16 protein-coding genes and 1 pseudogene are annotated in these 20,881 nt (G+C 70.4%); 15 read left to right on the top strand and 2 right to left on the bottom strand.

Annotated features, from left to right (window positions below; genetic code table 11):
* From MFF58_RS20285 to MFF58_RS20220, 14 genes and pseudogenes are all read left to right on the top strand, one after another.
* Positions 1–3,127, top strand: a 3,127-nt coding sequence (locus tag MFF58_RS20285) for an autotransporter domain-containing protein (RefSeq protein WP_238290682.1), incomplete at its 5' end; no start/stop codon positions are given.
* A 314-nt stretch (positions 3,128–3,441) separates the two neighbouring features.
* Positions 3,442–3,837: pseudogene (locus tag MFF58_RS20280) on the top strand (IS701 family transposase); the annotation flags it as partial.
* 520 nt (positions 3,838–4,357) lie between these two features.
* Entirely contained in the window at positions 4,358–4,744 is a 387-nt protein-coding gene (locus MFF58_RS20275) for a hypothetical protein (protein ID WP_238290681.1), read from the top strand.
* A gap of 34 nt (positions 4,745–4,778) precedes the next feature.
* The gene (locus MFF58_RS20270; protein ID WP_238290679.1) at positions 4,779–5,957 is read left to right on the top strand and encodes a S1 family peptidase; all 1,179 of its coding nucleotides are present in this window, start codon (positions 4,779–4,781) and stop codon (positions 5,955–5,957) included.
* Positions 5,958–6,307: 350 nt separating this feature from the next.
* Positions 6,308–6,838: a tetratricopeptide repeat protein gene (locus tag MFF58_RS20265; RefSeq protein WP_238290677.1), complete on the top strand. Its 531-nt coding sequence runs from the start codon at positions 6,308–6,310 to the stop codon at positions 6,836–6,838.
* Positions 6,839–6,871: 33 nt separating this feature from the next.
* Positions 6,872–8,656, top strand: coding sequence for a S1 family peptidase (locus MFF58_RS20260; RefSeq protein WP_238290676.1), 1,785 nt, complete (start codon positions 6,872–6,874; stop codon positions 8,654–8,656).
* Positions 8,657–8,668: 12 nt separating this feature from the next.
* A complete protein-coding gene (locus tag MFF58_RS20255; protein ID WP_238290674.1) occupies positions 8,669–10,048 on the top strand; it encodes a hypothetical protein in 1,380 nt (459 codons plus the stop codon).
* A 66-nt stretch (positions 10,049–10,114) separates the two neighbouring features.
* The gene (locus MFF58_RS20250; protein ID WP_238290672.1) at positions 10,115–13,225 is read left to right on the top strand and encodes a virulence factor SrfB; all 3,111 of its coding nucleotides are present in this window, start codon (positions 10,115–10,117) and stop codon (positions 13,223–13,225) included.
* A gap of 8 nt (positions 13,226–13,233) precedes the next feature.
* Positions 13,234–15,855 carry a virulence factor SrfC family protein gene (locus tag MFF58_RS20245; RefSeq protein ID WP_238290670.1) on the top strand — a complete coding sequence of 874 codons (2,622 nt, stop codon included), beginning with the start codon at positions 13,234–13,236 and terminating at the stop codon, positions 15,853–15,855.
* A 43-nt stretch (positions 15,856–15,898) separates the two neighbouring features.
* The gene (locus MFF58_RS20240) at positions 15,899–16,549 is read left to right on the top strand and encodes a hypothetical protein (RefSeq protein WP_238290669.1); all 651 of its coding nucleotides are present in this window, start codon (positions 15,899–15,901) and stop codon (positions 16,547–16,549) included.
* Positions 16,550–16,560: 11 nt separating this feature from the next.
* The gene (locus MFF58_RS20235) at positions 16,561–16,905 is read left to right on the top strand and encodes a hypothetical protein (RefSeq protein WP_238290668.1); all 345 of its coding nucleotides are present in this window, start codon (positions 16,561–16,563) and stop codon (positions 16,903–16,905) included.
* Between the two features lie 70 nt (positions 16,906–16,975).
* Complete coding sequence (locus MFF58_RS20230; protein ID WP_238290667.1) at positions 16,976–18,010, top strand: hypothetical protein; 1,035 nt, start codon at positions 16,976–16,978, stop codon at positions 18,008–18,010.
* A gap of 153 nt (positions 18,011–18,163) precedes the next feature.
* Positions 18,164–18,757 (top strand): hypothetical protein, encoded by a 594-nt coding sequence (locus tag MFF58_RS20225; protein ID WP_238290666.1) that lies wholly within the window; start codon positions 18,164–18,166, stop codon positions 18,755–18,757.
* A 92-nt stretch (positions 18,758–18,849) separates the two neighbouring features.
* Positions 18,850–19,389 carry a tetratricopeptide repeat protein gene (locus MFF58_RS20220; protein ID WP_238290665.1) on the top strand — a complete coding sequence of 180 codons (540 nt, stop codon included), beginning with the start codon at positions 18,850–18,852 and terminating at the stop codon, positions 19,387–19,389.
* A 515-nt stretch (positions 19,390–19,904) separates the two neighbouring features.
* Here MFF58_RS20220 and MFF58_RS20215 read toward each other — a convergent pair.
* Entirely contained in the window at positions 19,905–20,135 is a 231-nt protein-coding gene (locus MFF58_RS20215; RefSeq protein ID WP_238290697.1) for a hypothetical protein, read from the bottom strand.
* Here MFF58_RS20215 and MFF58_RS20210 point away from each other — a divergent pair.
* Positions 20,031–20,423, top strand: coding sequence for an HU family DNA-binding protein (locus MFF58_RS20210; RefSeq protein WP_238290695.1), 393 nt, complete (start codon positions 20,031–20,033; stop codon positions 20,421–20,423). The two genes, MFF58_RS20215 and MFF58_RS20210, sit on opposite strands and share 105 nt — an antisense overlap.
* On the opposite strand, the gene MFF58_RS20205 is transcribed toward MFF58_RS20210, so the two are convergent.
* Positions 20,328–20,879 (bottom strand): hypothetical protein, encoded by a 552-nt coding sequence (locus MFF58_RS20205; RefSeq protein ID WP_238290664.1) that lies wholly within the window; start codon positions 20,877–20,879, stop codon positions 20,328–20,330. The two genes, MFF58_RS20210 and MFF58_RS20205, sit on opposite strands and share 96 nt — an antisense overlap.
* Positions 20,880–20,881 lie beyond the last annotated feature (2 nt).

Genomic DNA, 20,881 nt, shown 5'->3' with positions numbered 1-20,881 from the left:
GACCCTGGCGCTCGCCGACAGCGAAACCGTCGGATCCCTCGCCGGCCAGGGCCGCGTCGCGCTGGGCGCCGCCCGCCTCACCGCCGGCGGCGACGGAACCTCAACCACCTTTGACGGAACCCTCGACGGTACCGGAGGCCTGACCAAAGCAGGACCCGGAACCCTCACCCTCACCCGCGCCAGCACCTTCACCGGCGGCACCACCATCGCCAGCGGCACTCTGCAACTCGGCGATGGCGGCACCAGTGGCAGCCTCGTGAGCGATATCGCCAATGCCGGCACTCTGGCCTTCAACCGCGCCGATGATCTCACCTACGCCGGTACCATCTCCGGGACCGGTGACGTGACCAAGCTCGGCACCGGCACCCTGACGCTGACGGCTGCCCACGGCTTCGCCGGGCCGGCCACCCTGGCGGTTGGCGGCCTCAGCCTCACCGCCACCGCCAGCCTCGTCGCCCCGATGTCCACCCGGCCCCACACCACCCTGGTCAACGCCGGAACTCTGGCCGGCGGCCTCACCAATGCCGGCACCGCGCTCAACGGCGGCCTGATCAGCGGCGGTGTCGTCAATCTCGGCGGCTTCACGAATTGCGGGACGATCACCGGCGCGGTCGCGAACACCGGCACGCTCACGACCAGTGGAATCTTAGTCGGCAGCCTCGCCAATGCTGGTCAGGCAGCCAACAGCGGCACTGTCACGGGCGGAGCGGGCAACACCGGCAGCCTGTCCAACAACGGCGCCATCGCGGGCGGCGTGTCGAACAGCGGCACGCTGGTCACCAGCGGCACCGTCGCGGGCGGGCTGACCAACACCGGCATCGTCACGGCCAGCGCCGGCCGCATCGACGGCGCCATCCGCAACGACGCCGGGCTCTTCACGGTCTCAGGTGCTGTAGCCAGCGACGGCACCTTCGCCAACGCCCTCGGCGCGACCCTCACGGTCACCGGCGCCTACAGCCTCGCCGGGCCGCTCGCCAATGCCGGCGCCGTCACGGTCGCGCAGACCGCCAGCCTGACGGCGCCGGCGGGCCTCGGCAACGCCGGCCTGCTGGCTAGCGATGGCACCCTCACCACCGACCTCGCCAACACCGGCACCGCCCGCCTGTCCGGCCAGCTCAACGGTGCGGTGACCAACACCGGATCCCTCATGTTGACCGGCCCGCTCGCCGGACTGACGAGCCTGACAAATGCCGGTCCGCTCGATCTCGGCGGCACCACCTTCACGGTCGCAAGCCTCGCCGGCACGGCCTCGGGCGTGATCGGCAACGGCTCACTCACCGTCACGGGGTCGGACAGCACCACCTATGCCGGCGCCGTCCTGGAGAGTACCAGCCCAACCAGCGTGACCAAGATCGGGTCCGGCACCCTCAGGCTCACCGGCACCGGCCGCTTTTCCGGCCCGACCACGATCCAGGGCGGCACTCTCTCGCTCGACGGCTTCTGGGCCTCCCCCGTGACGGTGGCCGCCGCCGGGACGCTGCGCGGCATCGGCACGATCGCGGCCCCGGTCGCGGTGGCAGGCGCGCTGCGGCCGGGCAACTCCCCCGGCACGCTCACCGTGCTCGGCCCTGTCGCGTTCACGTCCGGCAGCCGGTTCGGCCTCGACATCGACGGGGCGGGTACCGGTACCGGCGCGGGCAGTTACGCCCGCCTGCTGGCGCTCGGCCCGACCGGCACGGTGGCGGCCAGCGGAACCCTGGCGCCGGTGCTGCGCGGCATCACCGGCAACGCCAGCAACAGCTTCACCCCGGCCATCGGCCAGCGCTTCGGCGTGCTGACCGCCCAAGCGGGGCTAACCGGCTCGTTCGCAGGGCTCGCCCAGCCGGGGTCGGGACTGCCGGCGGGCACTCGCTTCGACGCACTCTACCGCGCCACCGGCCTCGACCTCGTGGTCACGCCGGGCGCCTACGGCACGCTCGCCGGGCTCGGCCTCCGTCAGACCGGCAACGCCCAGGCAGTCGGCGCGAGCCTGGACGTCGCCCGCCCGGTTGCCGGCAGGCGGCCGGACGCGGCGCAGGCGCGGGTGTTCGACGCGCTCTACGCGGCCGGGCCGGCCACGCTGCCGGCAAGCCTCGCGAGCCTGTCGGGTCAGGCCTACGGCGACGCCGTGATGGCGGATCTCGCCGAGCGCCGACTGGTGAGCGACACGATCGACCGGCATCTGCGCGGACAGGGTGGCGGCGCGGCCGCGTTCAGCGCGGGCGATCCGGGGCTCGGCCCGAACCGCTCCGCCCTGCAGCTGCGCGGGGCCGCGGCGGCTCCCGACCAGCCCCTCGCTTCGGGCGAGGGCCGGGTTTGGTCGGATGCGCTCTACGGGTTCGGATCCCGCGCCGGCGACCGGGCGGCCGCGGGGGCGGTTCTCGACGCGGGCGGGCTGCTGCTGGGCGTCGACCAGCAGGTCGGATCCGGCAACGGGGCCGCCACGCTGGTGGGCGGCGCGTTCAGCTACCTGCGCGAGACCGGCACTGCGAAGGGCCAGGGTTTCGGGCTGGGACGGACCACCGCGGACAGCTACGGCGGCACGCTCTACACCAGCATTCGTCTCGGTGCGCTGATCCTACGCGGCACGGCGGGTCTGTCCTGGGCGGATGGGCGGATCGACCGGACGGTGGCGCTGGGCTCGAGCGTGTCGCGGGCGAGCGGCTTGGTGTCGGGCTGGGGCGCCGGGGTCTCGGGCTTTGCCGGCCACGCGCTGCGTACGGGCCTAGCGGTGGAGTTCGTGCCGGAGGTGGGCTTCAGCTTCGACCGTCTGACCCGGGCGCTGATGGCGGAGCGCGGCGGCTTGACGAGCCAAAGCTTCACCACTGCCGGCCTCGACGGGGCGCGCGCCCTGGTGGGCATGCGTCTGGCGAGCCTGGAGGTCGAGGGCACGGCGGGCCTGCGGCTGGAGGGCCGAGCCTACTGGGCGCACGAACTGGGCGATACTTTCGCGGCGGTGCGCTCGAGCCTGTTCGGTGTGCCGCTCGCGAGCCGGACGAGCGCGCCCGGCCGAGACGGGGCGGTCCTGGGGGTGAACCTAGCCGGCCCCGTAGCGGAGGGCGTGATGCTATCGCTGAGCTACACCGGCGACGTCCGGCCCGGCGCCAACGTGCAGGTCGTCTCCGCCGGGTTGCAAGTTCACTGGTGACGGGGGCGGGAAGCGCATGCGTGAAAGCCGGCAGAGCAACCGGTTGGCGCATCCGATGTGCTCCACCCTGCCCCGCTGTGCGTGAGCCGGGTCGCATGGACCGAGGCACCCTGATGTAAGCTGGAGGAGGACGGGCTTGGCCGCCCCGAGAACCACGGCCTGGGAGGTTGGATCGGAGATTGCAGCCCCCAGCACACAGCTCCCGTGCCATTATCGGCTACAATCAGGGAGGCGCGGCCGGACCGGGCCCTGACGATGATGAAGCTTCCTTACCCGCGGCATGCCCCAGGCCGGGTACGACCGCAGGCGGGCGAGGGCACGAAGGCGCGCGGCTGTACGATCAAGCCTGCTGCGCGTTGGGCGACTTCGCTGGCGCCGATTCCGATTAAGCCGGCCCGTGGACGCGGGGGCTCCTGACCCGCCGCAGCCTGGCAGACGGGGAGCGTGCCTCCTTCACGACCTAATACCTCGCCAGCACTCCGATCGCGACCCAGGTGGCGGTCGAGGTCCAGCGCTTAACGATCGAGGACGCATTCGAGACCGCTAAGACCGAAGTCGGGCCCGCTCGCAACGAGACCCGCTCCCGGCACGGCTGGCATCGACACGTCAGCGTGGTGATGATGACCTCCGCCCTGCCGGCGGCAATCCGCCCTCACGCCAACGCGCCGCCCCCAAGAAACCGAGCCCGGCCGATGCTGCGCGCTCACTGATCCGCTGGTCAGTCCGGGAGATCCGCCGCATCGCCGTGCGGCCGGCGCAGCGGCGTCTCCAGCCCGCGCACGTCTTCGCGTGAACGCTCTGGCGACGCGGGCATCAGGCGGCCGCCCGAAACGCCCGTCTCCCATGCCGAGCGTCAGCGAGCAGAGAACGTCGGCGCCGTAAGCCCAGCGCAACAGGGTGCCGGTGGAAAAGCCAAAAAGCGCAACTGAAATGTGAGAGCCAGAAGGTATCCCGTCTGACCAAGACCGAGCAACCGACTGAATCGCTCGGTCGCCTGATTTGAGGCCGCGCGGCACTGGAACAGTTCAGTACCATACAGATCTGGGCCAGCCCTAGAAATTGAGCCACAGTCGTGCGCCCGGTCTACGTAACTTTCCGTTGCCCTTCTCCCGCGAGAGGCAACCTAAAATGGGCAAAACGCGGTCGATGCCCCTTCACAGCGTCGCTCATATGGCTAAGCTTCGATCAGGCCGCGCTCACTTCTGAGCTTGGTCTGTAGAGGGTGAGTTGATGCAAGGGCGTTTCTTGTTGTCGGCCGGCGCGGCTGGCGCGATCATCGTACTGAGTTTGGCTCCTACGCCCTCTCACGCGCAAAGCGCGGGCGCCGTATTCGGCGGCTTGGCCGGCGGCGTCCTCGGCGGCGTCATCGCCGGCTCGATTGCCGCGCAGGCGGCGCGTGAGCGCCCCGTCGTCGTCTACGCCGCGCCGCGCCGTACCGTCCGCGTCATCCATGAGGTGCGGCGTGTGCCGGCTCCGCGGCGGAAGGTTGTTCGTGCGAACCGTCAGCCCATGCAGCCGGCCGCCGGCCCCACGGGAGCGCAGGTGGTGAACGCGTCGGCAGACCCCTTCGCCTCGCCGCGCGGCAATGCTACGACCTCGGTCAACCAAACGCGCTGAGACCCAGTTCCAAGTCGCACGCGGATCGACGCGCATGTCCCGAATGAAGATTGTCCCCGCTATTCTGGCGGTCGTCGGCGTGGCTCAACCCGCCGCGGCCTCGCCCGCGCCCCCGAAGCTGACGGTCGACAAGAGCTTCGGCAAGGTCGCGGGCTGGTCCATCGGCTACAGTGAGAGCCTCGGCGGCTGCCTGGCCGCGGCGAGCTACGGCGACGGGACGACGCTGTGGTTCGGCTTCAACGGCGCCCGCGGTGCGTCGTACCTGGCCCTCACCAACGCCAAGTGGCGTTCGCTGGAGGTCGGCGGGCAGTACGAACTCTACATGATCGCGGGCCGCCAGAAGTGGCACGGGACGTTCATGGGCTTCGAGCGCGGGGACGCGCACGGTTTGTATCAGGCGGGGCTGAAGGAACGTTTCGTCGCCGACCTGTCCGAGTCCGGCAGCATCAACGTGATCTTCCAGGGGCGGCAGATCGCCGTCCTATCCCTTGTCGGATCCACCGAGGCTTTCGACGCTGTCATCGGCTGCCAGAAGGACGTGACGACGGCCGCCGCGAAGGCGGAACCCGAGCCGAATAATCCGCGCAAGCTCGAAACCGGCATGACCAGCACCGGAACCGGCTTCTACGTGTCGGAACGCGGGCACCTGCTCACCAACAACCATGTGGTGGAGGCGTGCTCGGACTTCTCCGTGCAGCAGCCCGGCCACACCGCCCTGCGGGCCCGTCTCGTGGCCCGGGACGCCGCCAACGACCTCGCGGTGCTGACCACCGATTTTCCGCAGAAGGTGGTGCCGCCGCTCTCGATCCGGGCGCGGCTCGGCGAAAACGTCTACGTCTACGGGTATCCGCAGAGCAACGTCCTGGCTTCGACGGGGAATTTCACCATCGGCAGCGTGACGGCGACCGCGGGCTCTGGCGACGACACCCGCAAGATCCAGATCTCGGCACCGGTCCAACAGGGCAACAGCGGCGGCCCGGCCCTTGATCAGTTCGGCAACGTGATCGGGGTGGTACAGTCCAAGCAGGTCGCGTTCGCCTCCGGCGACGTGCCGCAGAACGTCAACTTCGCCATCAAGTCGACGATTGCCCTCAACTTCCTGGAGGCCAACGGCGTCGACGCGCCCATCAACGTGCGCATGACGGATCCGATGGACGGGGCCGCAATCGCCGAGAAGGCCCGCGACTTCACGGTCCAGATCACCTGTCATTGAGCCTCCGCCGCCCGGAACGCGGCTGTGTTCCGGCCGGCGGAGGCTTTCGCGGCGCTGCTCCGCGCTCGGGTAAACCGAGCGCGCGTGTGGCGGCCTTGCCACGGCATGCGGCCATCATCCTGAGGTGCTGCGCACAAGCTGTCATGCGGGTGCTTTAACCACTTCAGATTGTAGATGCATTAACCCGCAAACACGTAGATAGAACAGCAGCCGTGTTGAGGGGTAATCTGGTGCTGTCCCCGAGTATACCTGTCGCTAACAGGCCTATATTTGCGGTAGATCTTGCATTTACCGTGCTGAGCGGTGCGATGTGCTGCGGGTCGTCCTCTGCCCGGGACGGCGATATAGATATGGGGACCATCGAGTCCTGCGACCATCTGGCGAGCGCGCCGTGGGATCCTGATGCGCCCGACGCGCAGCGGACCATCAACTTCCGGGAACTGCGCCCCACCGCGGCCGTCGCGGCGTGCCGGGCGGCGGTCGCCGAGGCCCCGCGTCTGCGCCGGCTCCATTTTCAGCTCGGCCGCGCCTACGACCGGCGGGGCGCCAACCAGGATGCCTTCGAGGCCTATCGGCGCGCGGCCGAATTGGGCAGCGGTGCGGCCAAGGTCAACATCGGTATCCTCTACCAGCAGGGGCAAAGGTTCGAGAAGAGCGAGGCGAAGGCGCGCGCTTGGTTCCGTGACGCCGCCGAGACGGGCATCCCGGAGGGGATGTACTGCTACGCGGTCGCCCTCGACAACGGGATCGGCGGTTCTCCGGACGCGGCGGCGGCTAGGACTTGGTACGTGAAGGCCACCGAGCGCGGCACCACGAAGGCGCGCGATGCTCTCGTGCGTCTCGAACTCGACGGCACCGGCACGGGGCTGCGCTGTGATTAGCCGGCGACCGCGGGCAGCGCGGGCGGTGCGGTCATGACCGGCGCCACGCGCTTCGTCGCCAGCCGGACGCTGGCCGGACTGGATGCCGTACGCTCCGATGACCGGCCGGTCATAGAGGCCTATGACCGGCTGCGCCGGATCCTGCGCCAGCACGGCGGTGACGCCGCTGTCGAACTCTTCGCCGAGCCGGTCATCTCGCGCAGCAACGGTGCGGCCCCGGCGCGCGTGGACTGGTACACGAATCTCGATGGCGCGATACGGCCGCTGGCCGATCTCGATCCGGAGAATGCGGCCCAGCTCAGGCACCGCCTCGGCGCCGCGCTGGCGGCGCTGGAGCCGGTGCTGCGGGACCGCGAGGCGGGGGCGTTCACGGCGATGTGCCTGAATCTCGCCGGGCCTTCCGCCGTTCTGGCGGTCGGGCACGCCCCGCTCCTCGTCGACTGGGGCTTGCTCCCTCAGGGATTGACCGCGGACGAGCGCGGGCGGGTGCGCCATCACGCAACGACGCTCGGTGGGCTCGCCCCCGAGCACCTGCCCTATCCGCCGGTCGACCGTCAGGACTGGGCCGCCCGCTTCAAGCCGGCCGCCTCGGTCGGCCGGGACAGGCTGCCCGAACCGCGACCGCACCTCGGTGTTGCCGCGCTGCTGGCCCGGCGCGGTGGGTCCGCGCCGGTCGTCGCCGCCGCGACCGCGGCGGCTTTGGTCACGCTCTCCTACGTGCCGGGTGTTCTGGTCTTCCCGCCGCTGCCCCGGACGGTCTCGGCCGAGTCCAGGGCCTTCCAGACGGCCTGGCTCGACGGCCTGCGCCGCCGGCGCGATGCCCTCGCCGCGGCGGAAGGCTTCGCCTGCCCACGTCTGCGGACGGAACTCCCCGCGCTGGTTCCGCAGAGCCCCGCAGGCGTGCGCCTGCCCGCGGATCCGGCCGCCCCGCCCGCGGCCCGCGCCGCCGTCGAGCCGTCGTTGTCGTCGGCGGAATCTGTTCGACCCGGCATGGCGGCCACCGACGGGCTCGTTGAGCGGCTGGAGCGCAGCACGGTCCTTGTCCTGGCCGGCGACGCCACCGGCTCGGGGTTCTTCGTCGCGGACGATCTCGTCGTCACCAATCGCCACGTGGTCGAGGGCGCCTCGACGCTGATGATCGCCGGGCGGCACGCGGGCGTCGTTCCGGCGCGACTGGTGCAGGTCGGCGCCCCGGGTACACTCACCGACTTCGCCCTGCTGCGCGTCCCGCCGCGCTCGGGGGGGCGCCCCCTCGCCCTCGCGAAGCCGGGCCGGCCGCTGACGCCGGTGGTCGCGGCCGGGTTCCCCGGGCTCTATCTCGGCACCGACCCGACCTTTGCGCGCCTTCGGGACGGCGACGCCGCGGCGAGCCGCGACTTGGTCCCGGTGGTCCAGACCGGCGTGGTCAACCACCTGCAGCGCTACGACGAGGCCGCGGTGACGCTGGTGCTGCACGGGGCCGAGATCGCGCCGGGCAACAGCGGCGGCCCGCTCGTCGACTACTGCGGCCGCGTCGTCGGTGTGAATGCCTTCGGCCGCACCGACGACCGCATGCCGGTCACCGCGCGCTATGCCCTGGGCGCCGACGGTCTCGCGGCGTTCCTAGCGGGCGCCGGCGTGACCGCAGCTCTCGACGACCGCCCCTGTGATCTCCAGGCGACGCCCCGCCCCGCGGCAGCCGCGGCAGCGGAGCCGGCCGAGGCGACCGCGACGATGCCGACCCAGGCCCCGGCCGCGCCGGCGGGCCAGACGGCTCCGCGGCCTGACGCGCGAACCGCCCCGAGGCCAGGGCGCGACGCCCGGCCGCCGGCTCGTTGAGGGGCCGCCGTTATGTCCGCGACCACGAAGCTCACCGAGACGGCGCGCCTCGGCCTCGACCCGGTCAATCCGAAGCTCGCGCAGCAATACGAGCAGCTCGTCGACCTGTTAGCGCGCCGTCTGACCCCGGCGCACGCACACCTGTTCGCCGAACCGGCCCCCATCGCGGTCGCCGGAACCGGACGTCCCGGCTTCGCGTGGTTCGCCGCGGTCGACGGCGACGCCCGACCCGTGACGGCACTCGATCCCGCCGCCGCCGGGACGCTTCGCGAGAGCGCGGCCCGTCTGGTCTCCGAGATCACCGCCTTCGCAGCAAGCCTGGAGCGCGAGGGCGAGGCCTCGCGTGACCTCGCCCGGCTGCTGCGGGACGCGCTCGTGGTCCCGGACACCGACCATCTGTGGTCGGTCGACGGTCAGCCGGTCTACGTGGCCTGGGGCTACCGGCGCGCCGGCTCGGACGGCCCGGCCATCGCGCGCGGCGCCGCGATCACGGCGAGCGCCGCAGCGGTGGAATCTCCGGCCAGTCCCTGGAGTGAGCCGTCGGTGCCGCTTCCCGACACGGCCGGAGCAGCCGCGTCGCGACCCGGACCCAGGCTCCCGCCCGCGCGGCGGCCTTGGCTCGCACCGATCCTCTGGCTCGTCTTCGTGCTGCTCTGCGGCGTTCTGGCAGACCGGCTGCTGCGCGCCTGCGCCATCGGTGATGGCGACTGGCCGGCGTGGATGCAAACAGTCCTTCCCGATCATTGCCCGGCGCCGTCGATGGCCCTCGATCCCGACGGCAGCGCGGTCCTCGCGACGATTCAGACCACGGATGACGCCGTGCGGGCCGCCGAACTCGCCCTCACGCGCCGGGCGCTCACCTGCGACGCGAGTTGCCCGGTGCCGCCACCGCGCCGGGCCGCGCTCGAGGCTCCGCAGGTGATCCCGCCGGACCTCGCGCGGCGTCTCACCGGCATCGAGCGCGGACAGGGTCTCGAACTGACGCTCGCCTGGGAAGGCGCGTCCGACCTCGACCTCCAGGTCGTCTGTCCGGACCGCACACGGATCAGCTTCGAGCACCGGGCCTCTTGCGGCGCCCGCCTCGTGGCCGACCAGAACGAGAAGGGCGGGAGCAGCGCCAGCCGACCGGTGGAGCACGTGATCTGGGACAATGCCCCCGCCCCCGAGGGCCGCTACGGCGTCGAGGTCGGGCTCTTCGCGCGTCACGGTGAGGCCCGGCCGGAAATCCCATTCCAGGTCATCCTGTCCCGCCACGGCGAGGTCGTCGAGCAGCGCGCGGGCCGGATCTCGGCGGAGCGCGTCGGGCAGGCCGTGCTGTCTTTCGATCTGCCGATAGCGCCCCCATCACAGAGCGGCCCCCAGGCCCCGAGCGGGAACGCCGCCGTGCCCTGACCGCTCCACCGCCGAGATTTGCCCCCCGACCCGCCGCCACGCGTCACACGAGATCCGTCTCCCGCGATGTTCGTCGATCCCGTCTCCTTCGGCCCCACGATCCGGCTGGTCCCGCACAGCGGCGTTCAGTTCGTGGAGTACGCATTTCACATCGACACGGTCGGGCGCCTGTCCCGCCGCTTCGTCGAGCGCGCGGTCACGGGCACGTCCCAGGGAGACGGGCGGCAGACCTACCGTCTGCTCCCGACCTGGAACGAGGACGACCCCGGCGCCGAGGCGGTCGAGACCGCCCGCGGTGACGACCGGGAATACGCGGTCGGCGAGCGCGGCGCCCTTGAGGTCTTCCTGGAGAAATGGACCCCAATCCCGATGCTGCGGGTCAAGGCGGGCGTCGAGGGCGGCGAAGAACTCGACCTCGGACCGACCAATTGGGCGCGTGTGCGGATCGTCGAGGTCGCCGACCGCGCGCCGGACAGCCCGATCAGCCATCGCGCGATCTTCGCCTTCGATACCGAACTGCTGGAGCGGCGCCCCAACCGGCCCTACACGGCGCCCTGCCTGGAGGATGCCGCCAACGAGCACGAGTTCCGCTTCGCCCATCGCTTCCGCGACATCGGCTGGTTCCTGGGCGCGGCCGGCGAGGACGAGGAAACCCGCCGACTGACCGGCTTCCAGGAATGGGTCCCCGCCTGGCTGCTGGAGCAGTTCCGCGAGTTCAAGGCAGCGCAGCGGCCGGACCGCCCCCTGCGCGATACGGATTTCCCGAACGCGCTCGAGCACTACGCCCGGTATCTCGTATTCCTCGAATACTTGCAGATGGCGGTCCGGCCCCGGACCCTGCGGCTGACCGATACGGTGACGGCAGAGCCGGCGATCCGGCCGGTCACGGTCGACCTGATCCTCGATATCGGCAACAGCCGCACCTGCGGGATCCTGATCGAGTCTCACCCGAACGAGGATCGAGTCGACCTCAACAACTCGTTCGTGCTGCAACTGCGCGACCTGTCCGAGCCCGAACAGGTCTACACCGAGCCGTTCGAGAGCCATGTCGAGCTGTCGCACGCCCGGTTCGGGCGCGATCACCTCTCGCGCCTTTCGTCGCGCCCGCGGGCGTTCTTCTGGCCGAGCCCCGTCCGCGTCGGGCCCGAGGCCAGCCGGTTCCGCGAACTCGCGCAGGGCACCGAGGCGGTGGGCGGCCTGTCGAGCCCGAAACGCTACCTGTGCGACGTCCGACCGGTGAACCAGGAATGGCGCTTCCCCGACCGCGACTACGGGGCCGACGGCACGAGCCCGCTGATCGACCGCACGATCCGGCAGTTCGTCAACAGCCGCGGTGACGTCATCGCGCAGCTCGACGCCGACAGGAAGCGCTACGGAATCCGGGTCCTGCCGGACGACCGTGTGGGCGCCTCGCGCCTGACCTTCTCGCGCTCATCCTACTTCACCTTCATGGTCGCCGAGGTGGTCTGCCACGCCCTGTCGACCATCAACAATGCTGGTGTGCGGGAGCGGCGGCGCACGAAGGACGCACCGCGCAAGCTGCGCCGGATCATCCTCACCCTGCCGCCCGCCATGCCGGTGCAGGAGCAGCGGCTGCTCCGATCCCGCGCCGAGGGAGCGGTCAAGCTCATCTGGCAGCTCATGGGCTGGGCCGATAATCCGCCTCCGGGCCTGACCCAGCCCGAGGTCCACGTCGCGTGGGACGAGGCGAGCTGCGTCCAGTTCGTCTACCTGTACGGGGAGATCACTCAGAAGCTCGGCGGCGCGGTGGACGGCTTCCTGCACCTCGTCGGCCGCCCCCGGCCGTTCGCCGAGCCCGACACCGTGCCCGGCCCCGAGATACGTCCGGAGCCGTCGGTGCGGATCGCCAGCATCGATGTCGGTGGCGGAACCACCGACCTGATGATCACGACCTACTACGCGGAGGGCAACCGGGCGATCAAACCGGTGCAGAACTTCCGCGAGGGGTTCCGGATCGCCGGCGACGACATCCTCAAGCGGGTGATCGAGCGCCTCGTCCTGCCCACGATCGAGGCGGCCCTGCGTTCGGCCGGGCATCCGGATCCGCACGCCCTGCTGCTGGAGCGCTTCGGCGGCGATCGCGCCAACATGGCCGAGCAGGAGAAGCATCTGCGGCGGCAATTCGTGTCGCGGGTGCTGGAGCCCATCGGCCTGCGCATCCTCGGCGACGTGGAGGCGGGCGCCGAGATCACCGCGCGCCCCTTCGCCGAGTTCTTCCCGGAACGCGGCGGTCGGATCCTGCGCCGCGCGCTGCCACAGCAGCGTTTGCTCGACTTCCTTGAGATCCCGGCCCGCGCCGGCGGTGCTGCGGATTTCGCCCTGACCGACTGCGTCTTCGAGAGCCGCGCCGACGTGGTCGGGGCCTGCGTGGTCGCGACGCTCGACCTCGTCCTCGACAACCTGTGCGAGGCCGTGCACGCCCTCGATGTCGACGTGGTCCTGCTCTCGGGCCGCCCTTCTCGGCTCCAGGCCTTCGTCGACTGCCTCGTCGACAAGCTGGCGGTCTCGCCGGACCGGATCGTGCCGCTCCACCAGTATCAGGCCGGCACGTGGTACCCGTTCCGGGAGCGGGACAACCGCCGCATCGGCGACCCCAAGACCACCACGGCGGTGGGCGGCATGCTCTGCGCGCTCGCCGAGGGCCAGCTCACCAACTTCACCCTGTTCACCCGCCGCCTCGCGCTGCGCTCCACGGCCCGCTACATCGGCGAGCTGGAGCTGAGCGGCCAGCTCCGCGACGCAGGCTTGGTCTTCCGCGAGGTCGACCTTGATGCGCCGGCCTCGGCCCGGCGCCAGGGGCCGGCGATGAGCGCGAAGCTCCGGTACTACGCGCCGATGCGCCTGGGATACCGGCAATTGCCGGTGGAGCGCTGGATCGCGACACCGCTGTATCGGTTGCGGATGCGCGCCGGCCAGGAGGCGACGCAGCTGCGGCTGCCCCTCGAGATCACCTTGGAGCGCAGCGGCGACGGCCGGCCCGACGATGAGGGACCGGATGCACTGCTGCGCTCCGAGTCGATGAAGGAAGAGTTCGAGATCACCGACGCCTACGACGCGGACGGCCTCGACGTCAGACGCAAGATCGAACTCGTGCTCGATACCCTGGCCTCGGAGCAGGGATACTGGCTCGACACCGGCATCCTCGCCCTGGATTGAGATCACGCATGTTGACCGAACACCTGGCGCAGGATTGCAGGAATACGGGTCGTCTGGCCGAGGACGCCGAGCAATGGCTCGGCGACGAGGCCAATGCCGGCGCGGTCGGACGCGAGCGTGCGGATCTCATCCGCTATGTCCGGAAGGCGGCCAACCGGGCCGAGCGGCTGGCACGCGCGGCGGCACGGCCGATGTGCGCGGGCGTGTTCGGGCCGAGCCAGGCGGGCAAATCCTACCTGGTCGAGGTCCTGGCGCGTCCCGAGGACGGTGCCCTTCGGGCCCGCTTCGACGGGCACGACCCGGTGGACTTCCTGGCGGAGATCAACCCGATCGGTGAGAAGGAAGCGACGGGGCTGGTCACCCGCTTCACGGCGGGTGCCGGTGCGGGGACCGCGGCCGGGCGGACGCCGGCCGGTGCACCGGTCCGCCTGCGGGTCCTCAGCGAGGTCGATCTCGTCAAGGTCCTGTGCAACACCTTCCTGCACGATGGCGACGCCACCAAGGAGACACCGCCGGGCCCCGAGGCCCTCGCCGCGCTGCTGGCGGACCTGAAGGCGCAGGCGCGCCCCGGCACGTCGCGCTTCGGCGACGTCGATATCGACGATCTGCAAGACTACGTGCGCGACCAAGCGCGGGGCACGCGGCCTCTCGATGATCTCGCCCGCTACTGGGATGAGGTCCGCATTTTGGCCGGGGGCCTCGATCTCGACGGGCGCGCCCGTCTGTTCGCGCCGCTCTGGGGCGGGCACGCGGCCTTGACGGGCCTCTACCGTCAGCTCGCGGAGGCGCTGGAACGCCTCGATCATCCGGAAGAGATCTTCGCGCCGCTCGCCGCGCTGGTGCCGCGCGAGGGCAGCATCCTCGATGTGGCGACCCTGGCGGGTCTCGGGGCGGCACGTTCGGACGACACCCTGACCGTACACGGAGTCGGCGGCAGGACCGTCACGCTCGCCCGTGCCACGGTGGCGGCGATCACGGCGGAGCTGCGCATCGAGATCGCCGACGCGCCGCGCGCCTTCCTGCAGGAGGCGGACCTGCTCGACTTCCCCGGCGCTCGCAGCCGGCAGAAGGTCGATCTCGCCCATTTCCTGACCGCGCACCCGGACGCGCTGAAGGAGACCTTCCTGCGCGGCAAGGTCGCCTACCTGTTCGACCGCTACGTCGCCGAGCAGGAACTGACCGCGATGATGCTGTGCGTCCGCCCCTCCAACCAAGAGGTGGTGACGCTGCCCGACCTCGTGGAGCGATGGATCACGCTCACGCACGGGTCGAGCCCGGAGGCGCGGGCGCAGCTGCCGAACCTGCTGTTCCTCGTGCTCACGTGGTTCGACAGCCACTTCGTCGACAAGGCCGGGGACGTCGGCCAGGATGCGGGCCTGCGCTTCCGCAACCGGATCGAGGCCTCGCTGCTGGGCTTCTTCGGGAAGGCGCACACGTGGCCGCGGCAATGGACGCCCGGCGCGCCGTTCCGCAACACCTACTGGTTCCGGAATCCGAACTACCCGGCGGAGTCGGTGATCCGCTACGACGGGCGGCGCGAGGTGGCGTTCCTGCCCGAGAAGCAGGATCGGCTCGCGGAGCTGCGCGCCGGCTTCGCCGGCCTGCCGGAGGCGACAGCGCATTTTGCGGATCCGGGCCGCGCCTTCGATGAGGCCCTTCGCCTCAACGACGGCGGCGTGAGCTACCTTGTCGAGAACCTGTCGCGGGTCTGCCGACCGGCGCTGAAGGCGCAGCAGATCGCTTCCCGGCTGGAGGCCCTGCGCGCCGAGATGCGGGAGCGGCTCGCCCGCTTCCACGTCGCCCTCGACATCGAGACGCGGCTGGGCGAACGGCGCGAGGCGGCCGGCCAAGTCTTCGACGCGCTCGATGCGGTCGTGGCGGCCGGCCAGTTCGGTTCGCTCCTGCGGACGCTCATGGTGGATCCCGCAATGCTCACGCACGCCCTGCACGGGGCGGAGGGAGTGTCCCTAGAGGCCGCGCTTCCCGTCGCGGCACCGCGCATTGCCCGTCCCGGCGCGATCCCGCGACCCGGCGCGGCGCCGGTGCCCCGAGTCGAGCCCTCGAACCCGGGTGGTGACCGGGAGCGCGCGATGGCGCGGGCCGTGGTCGCCGCCTGGATCGGGAGCCTGCGCCGCACGATCGAGACCGAGGGCTTCGCGCGCCGCTTCGCTGTCCCGCTGACCGCCATGGAGATCGTGGTCAGCGAACTGATCATCCTGGCCCGCCGCGCCGACATCGAGGGTGGCATCGCGGCGGACCTTCGGAACTTGGCGACCATCGAACGTTCCGAGCAGTCGACGGTCAAGCTCGCCCTGATCGCTGCGACCCGCCTCAACCGGCTGACCGGCAGCCTCGGGTTCAATCTCATTCCGCCGGTCGGCGAGCGTCCCTCGATCCAGGACGAGGCGGGTGATCGAGTCGCGTTCGCCCAGCGCCCGGTCAGCTACGATGCCCGCAGCGTCGGGCAGGCCCCTGCGACCTTCGCTCATACCTACGCCACCGACTGGTTCCACGGCTTCTACCGGATCGTCGAGGACAACGCCAAGAGCGCGTTCGGCGTCACGATCGACCTCGCGCAGAACGCCCGGATCGGGGCGATCCTCGCCGGACTTCAGGCGCGCGCCGCCTGACCGCCCCACCCGCTTGCTCCGTCCTGCCCATGAAGCCTTCGCCATGACAATCCGCATTACCGAGGACGAGGACGAGCCCGGCGGCTACGCCTTCATCGATCTCGGTGGCCCGCTGCAATCGCCGCTACTCTCGTTCCGCCGGCAGGATACCGAGCCCCGGCATCTCGGCGCCGAAGGCTGGCAGCCGGAGGTCGCGTGGCTCACGCCGCTCGCGGTGACGGAGCGGGACGGCCGGGCCTTCGCGCGCTTCGGCCCCAACGTGGTGGACCGCATCGAGGAGCTGATCCCGATCGAGATCGTCGCGCAGGACGGCACCTCATTCGGCGTAGTCGCGTGGCCGTTCATACCGCCCGCGCCGTCCGGCAGGGGCATCCTCGCCGGCCTCCCGGCCGCAGTCCCGGCACTGCCCCGAGACGGGACCTGCGGTCCGGCCGTGGCGACCGTCGAGACCGTGCCGCTCCTGGAGCCGGCTTCGCCGCAGGACGCCGCGCCTGGGGCTCCGCTAGCGCACGAGCCGCCCGCACGGAAGAGCCGGCTGATCTGGCCGATGGCCGCGCTGATGCTCCTCGCGCTGGTCGCGGGCAGCGGCTATCTGTACCGCGACCGGTTGCCCGACATCCTGGCCCGCCAGGATGCGCCGCCTCAGGAGCCGAGCCCGCCGCCCGCTCCTCCCCAGCCCGACCCCCCCGGCTGACGGCCGCCGAGTTGCGGCATCGCTATGCCCGTCTCATCGACGAGCGCGCGCCGGCCGGCGCCTTCCTGGCGCTCGGCGAGACGGCACTCGCCTCCCGGCAAGGGAGCACGGCCTTCCGCGCGTTCGAAGAGGCCGATCCGGTCACGAACGCGGATGCGGCCTGGCAGCTCGCGCGCTTCTACGACCCCGGCAACGCCGACGTCGCGCACCGCGAGGCGGCGCGACCCGACATCGTGCGAGCCGCCTACTACTACGCCCTGTGGCGCAACCGCTCCCCCCGCCACACCGAGGCGCTCCGGGCGCTGTGCGAGGGCAATTCCACCGGCGACCGCCTCCGGGCGATCTGTCGTCCCTGACCGCCCCGACGCGCTCCACGATAACCGTCCGCTTGCGAGTTTCAACCCTCCGATGCCGAGGATCCCTGTCATGGCCCAGCCCGCCCGTACCGGCCGCCGCTGGAGCTGCCTAGCCGTCGCGACCGCACTCGGTCTCGCCGCCGCCACCGCCGGGCACGCGGCCTCGCCTGGCCTCACGATCCAGGCCGCCGCCGCGCGCAGCAGCGCCGTCACCGGGCAGCGGATCGCGCTGCTGATCGTGCCGCAAGCCTCGGCATCCGGCGGCCGGGCGGCGACGGCCCACGCCGACGAGGAGGCGTATCGCAAGCGCCTGCGCGACATCGGCTTCGAGGTCTGGACGGTCGGGCCCGCCGACCGCCCGCAGCTGGATCGCGGATTGCGCGAGGCGGTCGGCCGCCTGCCGGAAGACGCCCAGGTGGCGGTCTTCGCCCTCGGGCCGAGCATCGGTGGCGCCGACGATATCTATCTCATGCCGCAGGACACTCCGTCCGATGCCGGACAGCGCCCGAGCCTGCTCGACAGCGAAGGCGTGCGGCTGAGCGACGTGCTGCGCCGCATCGCCAGACGTCGGACCCGCGAACTCGTCGTCGTGATCGACGAGTGCCAATCTGCGGCCGGTGGGCGCTGCGACTTCGATGCCGCGGCGGGAAGCTCCGGCGCGAGCCTCATCGGCGGAGAACGTGCCGGCCGCCGCAATGCCTCGGGAGGACCGCTCGCGGGCCGGGCCTCGCTGCGCGATCCCATGCTCGCCGCAATGGCGCAGGAGGGCGAAACGTTCCTGCAGTCGCACGAAACACTGAAGCGGGGCCTATCGGGCAGTGATCTGGAGCCCCGAGCGAGCGGTGCGCTCACCACGGCGTTCGCCTTCATTCCGCAGGGGTTCTTCGCGGGCCTGCGGACCGAGTGCAACAAGATCGACCCGAATGCCGAGCCGGCCGCGCTACGCGGAGCGAACCTCGATCCCGCGATCCGCGGCTGCGAGGCGATGACGGGGACCTATCCCTACGCCCGTCCCTTCGAGGACCGGCTGCAAGCGGGGCGGGAGCAGCGGGCGTATCAGCGGGCGATCGCATCCTGCGACGATCCCACGGCCACCGCGAGCTAAAGCACGTCCTATCCGGCGGGACGCTTCCGCACCCTTGTCGACACCTTCGCTGTTGAATGCAGCCGCGGGCGGGATCGCCAGGACGAGGCCCGGCGCCAGCAGGCGGACGAGGCCCGGCGTCAGGAGGAGGACAGGCGCAGACGGCAGGAGGAGATGGATCGGCAATGGGCGGACGCCCGACGTCAGCGGGAGCAGGACGAGCAGCGCCGCGCGGAGGAGGAGCGGCGCCAGCGGGAGCTGCAGCAGCGCACCACGGTCGGGAGCGCCTCCGGCTGGACGCTGAACTACTCGACCAGCCTGCTTGAGATCTCGCCGCTGGCCAACGACCAGTACGATCCGCAGAAGCAGACCTACACGACGATCTGGCACTCGCGCCAGCACGGCGCGCAGGTGGTGATGTACGTGCAGGTCAGCCCGAACGAGCGCTGCGGCAGCGCGCAACAGTTCATCACGGAGCAGATCCGGCCGCGACGCAGCCAGATCGGCCGCGCGCAGGAGGTCAACACGTCGCCGGTTCGCGCCGGGTTCGTGCTCGAAGGCCGCGGGACGGCGATCGCGCAAGGTAGCTTCGACGACAGAAGCTACTACGACTTCGCCACGATCCGCCGCGACGACCGCAGCACGATCACGAATATCGGGGGGCGCTTCCCGGCCGAGTTCAGCGACCTGTACCGTGCTGAACTGCTGCGCATGATGAACTCCATGCAGCTGCCGAGCCGAGATATCTTCAACGACCGCTGCAGCTGAGCACGATGAGCCGCCCTAGAAACCGGAAGCAGGACTGGTCGGTCATGCGCGCACCACGACTCGCCCTCGCCGCCTGTGTGCACGCCGGACTGATGGCGGCGATGGTGTTTGCAAGCTCCTCCGCTCGGGCCGATGCCGCCCAGGATTGCCGGACCGGGAGCCCGGAGACGCGCGTCGGCGGATGCGGTCGCCTTTTGGCCGAGGCCCGGACACCGAGGCAGCGCGCGATCGCCCTCGATGGGCGTTGCTGGGCGAACATCGACCGTGGTGCGTTCGCGGAGGCTCTGGCCGATTGCAACAGCGCCATCCGGGCGGACGATCAGTACCCCTACGCCTTCCACAATCGCGGGATCGCCTATGCCGGCCTGCAGAACCCGACCGCCGCGATCGCCGACTACAACCGTGCGCTGGCGATGCGGCCGACCTTTTCGAATACGCTCATCAACAGGGCGAAAGCTAACATCACCCTCGGAAACACGCAGGCTGCCGTTCGAGATTACGAAGAGGCTCTTCGTCTGAAGCCTGACAATGAGGAAGCCAGGAACGCCCTCAATCTCCTGCGCGGGGCCGGGAGCACCTTGCCTTCACTCAACGCCGCCAATTCGCTCTGTGGCAGCGTGGGATGCAATTAGTACTCGCCCGGCACGCTCAGCTGCCTTAAGTACTGGCAGACAGATACTCTATTTGAAGCCAATCCGATCTCTCGAAGGTCTTCAGACCCGACGATGACGACATCTCCCGTCGCGGTCATTCGGCAACCCATTGACTGCCGCAGGAAGTGCGCGGCCAATATGTGACATAGGACACCGGCGCCGGGCTCGCCGACCAGCTCGCACACAGAAAAACGAATGTCCGATCGATGTCCGCGCCGAGACTATTGCTGCGCGCGCAGCGGGCTGGATCGAGACGGAGTCGAATGGCCGGTTTCACGCCGGTTGGCGATACGGCATGGCGTAGTCTGGTTGGAAGCCGTGGGTTCGCTTCGGAGATGGTCAGCCGGAAACGCGGATGGTCCGCGAGCGACCCAATCCCGCCGTATCGGGCGGTGCTTCCCGTCCCCAGACCCGGGGGTTGAGGCGTCGAGGAGACGTCCCGAATGGCTTCGGCACGACAGAGGAACTTCTCACGCCGGACGGGTATCGAAATCTCAGCTCGCCACGGCACGGCTGCGGTTCAGGGAATGACGCGGCATCGCTCGCGCACGATCCGCGCCAAGCCTGAAGTTCGCATCGCCGCGCAGAACCCGCACCACTCCGCGCTGGAAGTCGACGCGGTGGTCCGGGCGGTTCTCGACCGCATCGCTGAGGCTCTGGCGGATGGCGATCGGGTCGAGTTGCGCGAGGTCGGCGCGTTCTCGGGACGCGCGATCGAGCCGCATATTGGACGGGACCCACGCACGGGCGAGGGGGTCCGCGTCGCGGCCAAGCGGCACGTCAGCATCAAATCCCGCGAGGGCATGCCCGCCCAGCTCAATCGAGGCGACGTCAAACCTCAGGCCGAGGCAGCGCAGCGCCAGCGGGCCTATCGATCCCCGCGCCGCGCACCTCCGACGTCGCCTGCTGCCAAGCTTTCACTCGGCGCTTTCGAGCGCCTGCGACAAGCCGAGCCAACCCTTCAGCTTCGCAGGCAAAAGGCCGCCAGGGCGCTTCGTCGCCGGTTTAGCTGAAGCGCGGACAGTATCCAGCCGGCCTGCCGCCTCCTCCAGGCCGAGCGGATCGACTTGCCGCCCGATGGCGAGCGCGCCTTCCAGAGCCGCCAGACCGCGCTGGAAGTCGAACTGACCCGGTGCGGGTGAGAACAAGTTGTCGCTGTTGAGGTAGGCATCGATGTAGCGCTCCCGCTCGCGCTCGACTTCGGGTGTGTCCGCACAAGCCAGGCGCGTCACGAACGGCATCAGGCGCTGACGCTGCGCATCCGTCGCATTGTCGTTTAAATGCATCGCGAGCCCGCAGATTGGGCGCGAGAAGCAGGCCGGCATCGCTTTGACAGAACCGACACGCTGATAGGGGAAGCCGCATGCCAAGACGGCCGCTTCGTTGATGCAGGTGCCGCCGTCAGGACCGGGAAACTTGTGCGAACCCCGGAGAAGCTTCCAGTTCAAAATGTGACTGAAGTCGCTCATGG

The sequence above is a fragment of the Methylobacterium longum genome (assembly GCF_022179385.1).
GTDB classification, from domain to species: Bacteria; Pseudomonadota; Alphaproteobacteria; order Rhizobiales; family Beijerinckiaceae; genus Methylobacterium; species Methylobacterium longum.
Note: the sequence above shows the minus strand (reverse complement) of the source record. Positions and strands in the feature narration are given on the sequence as shown.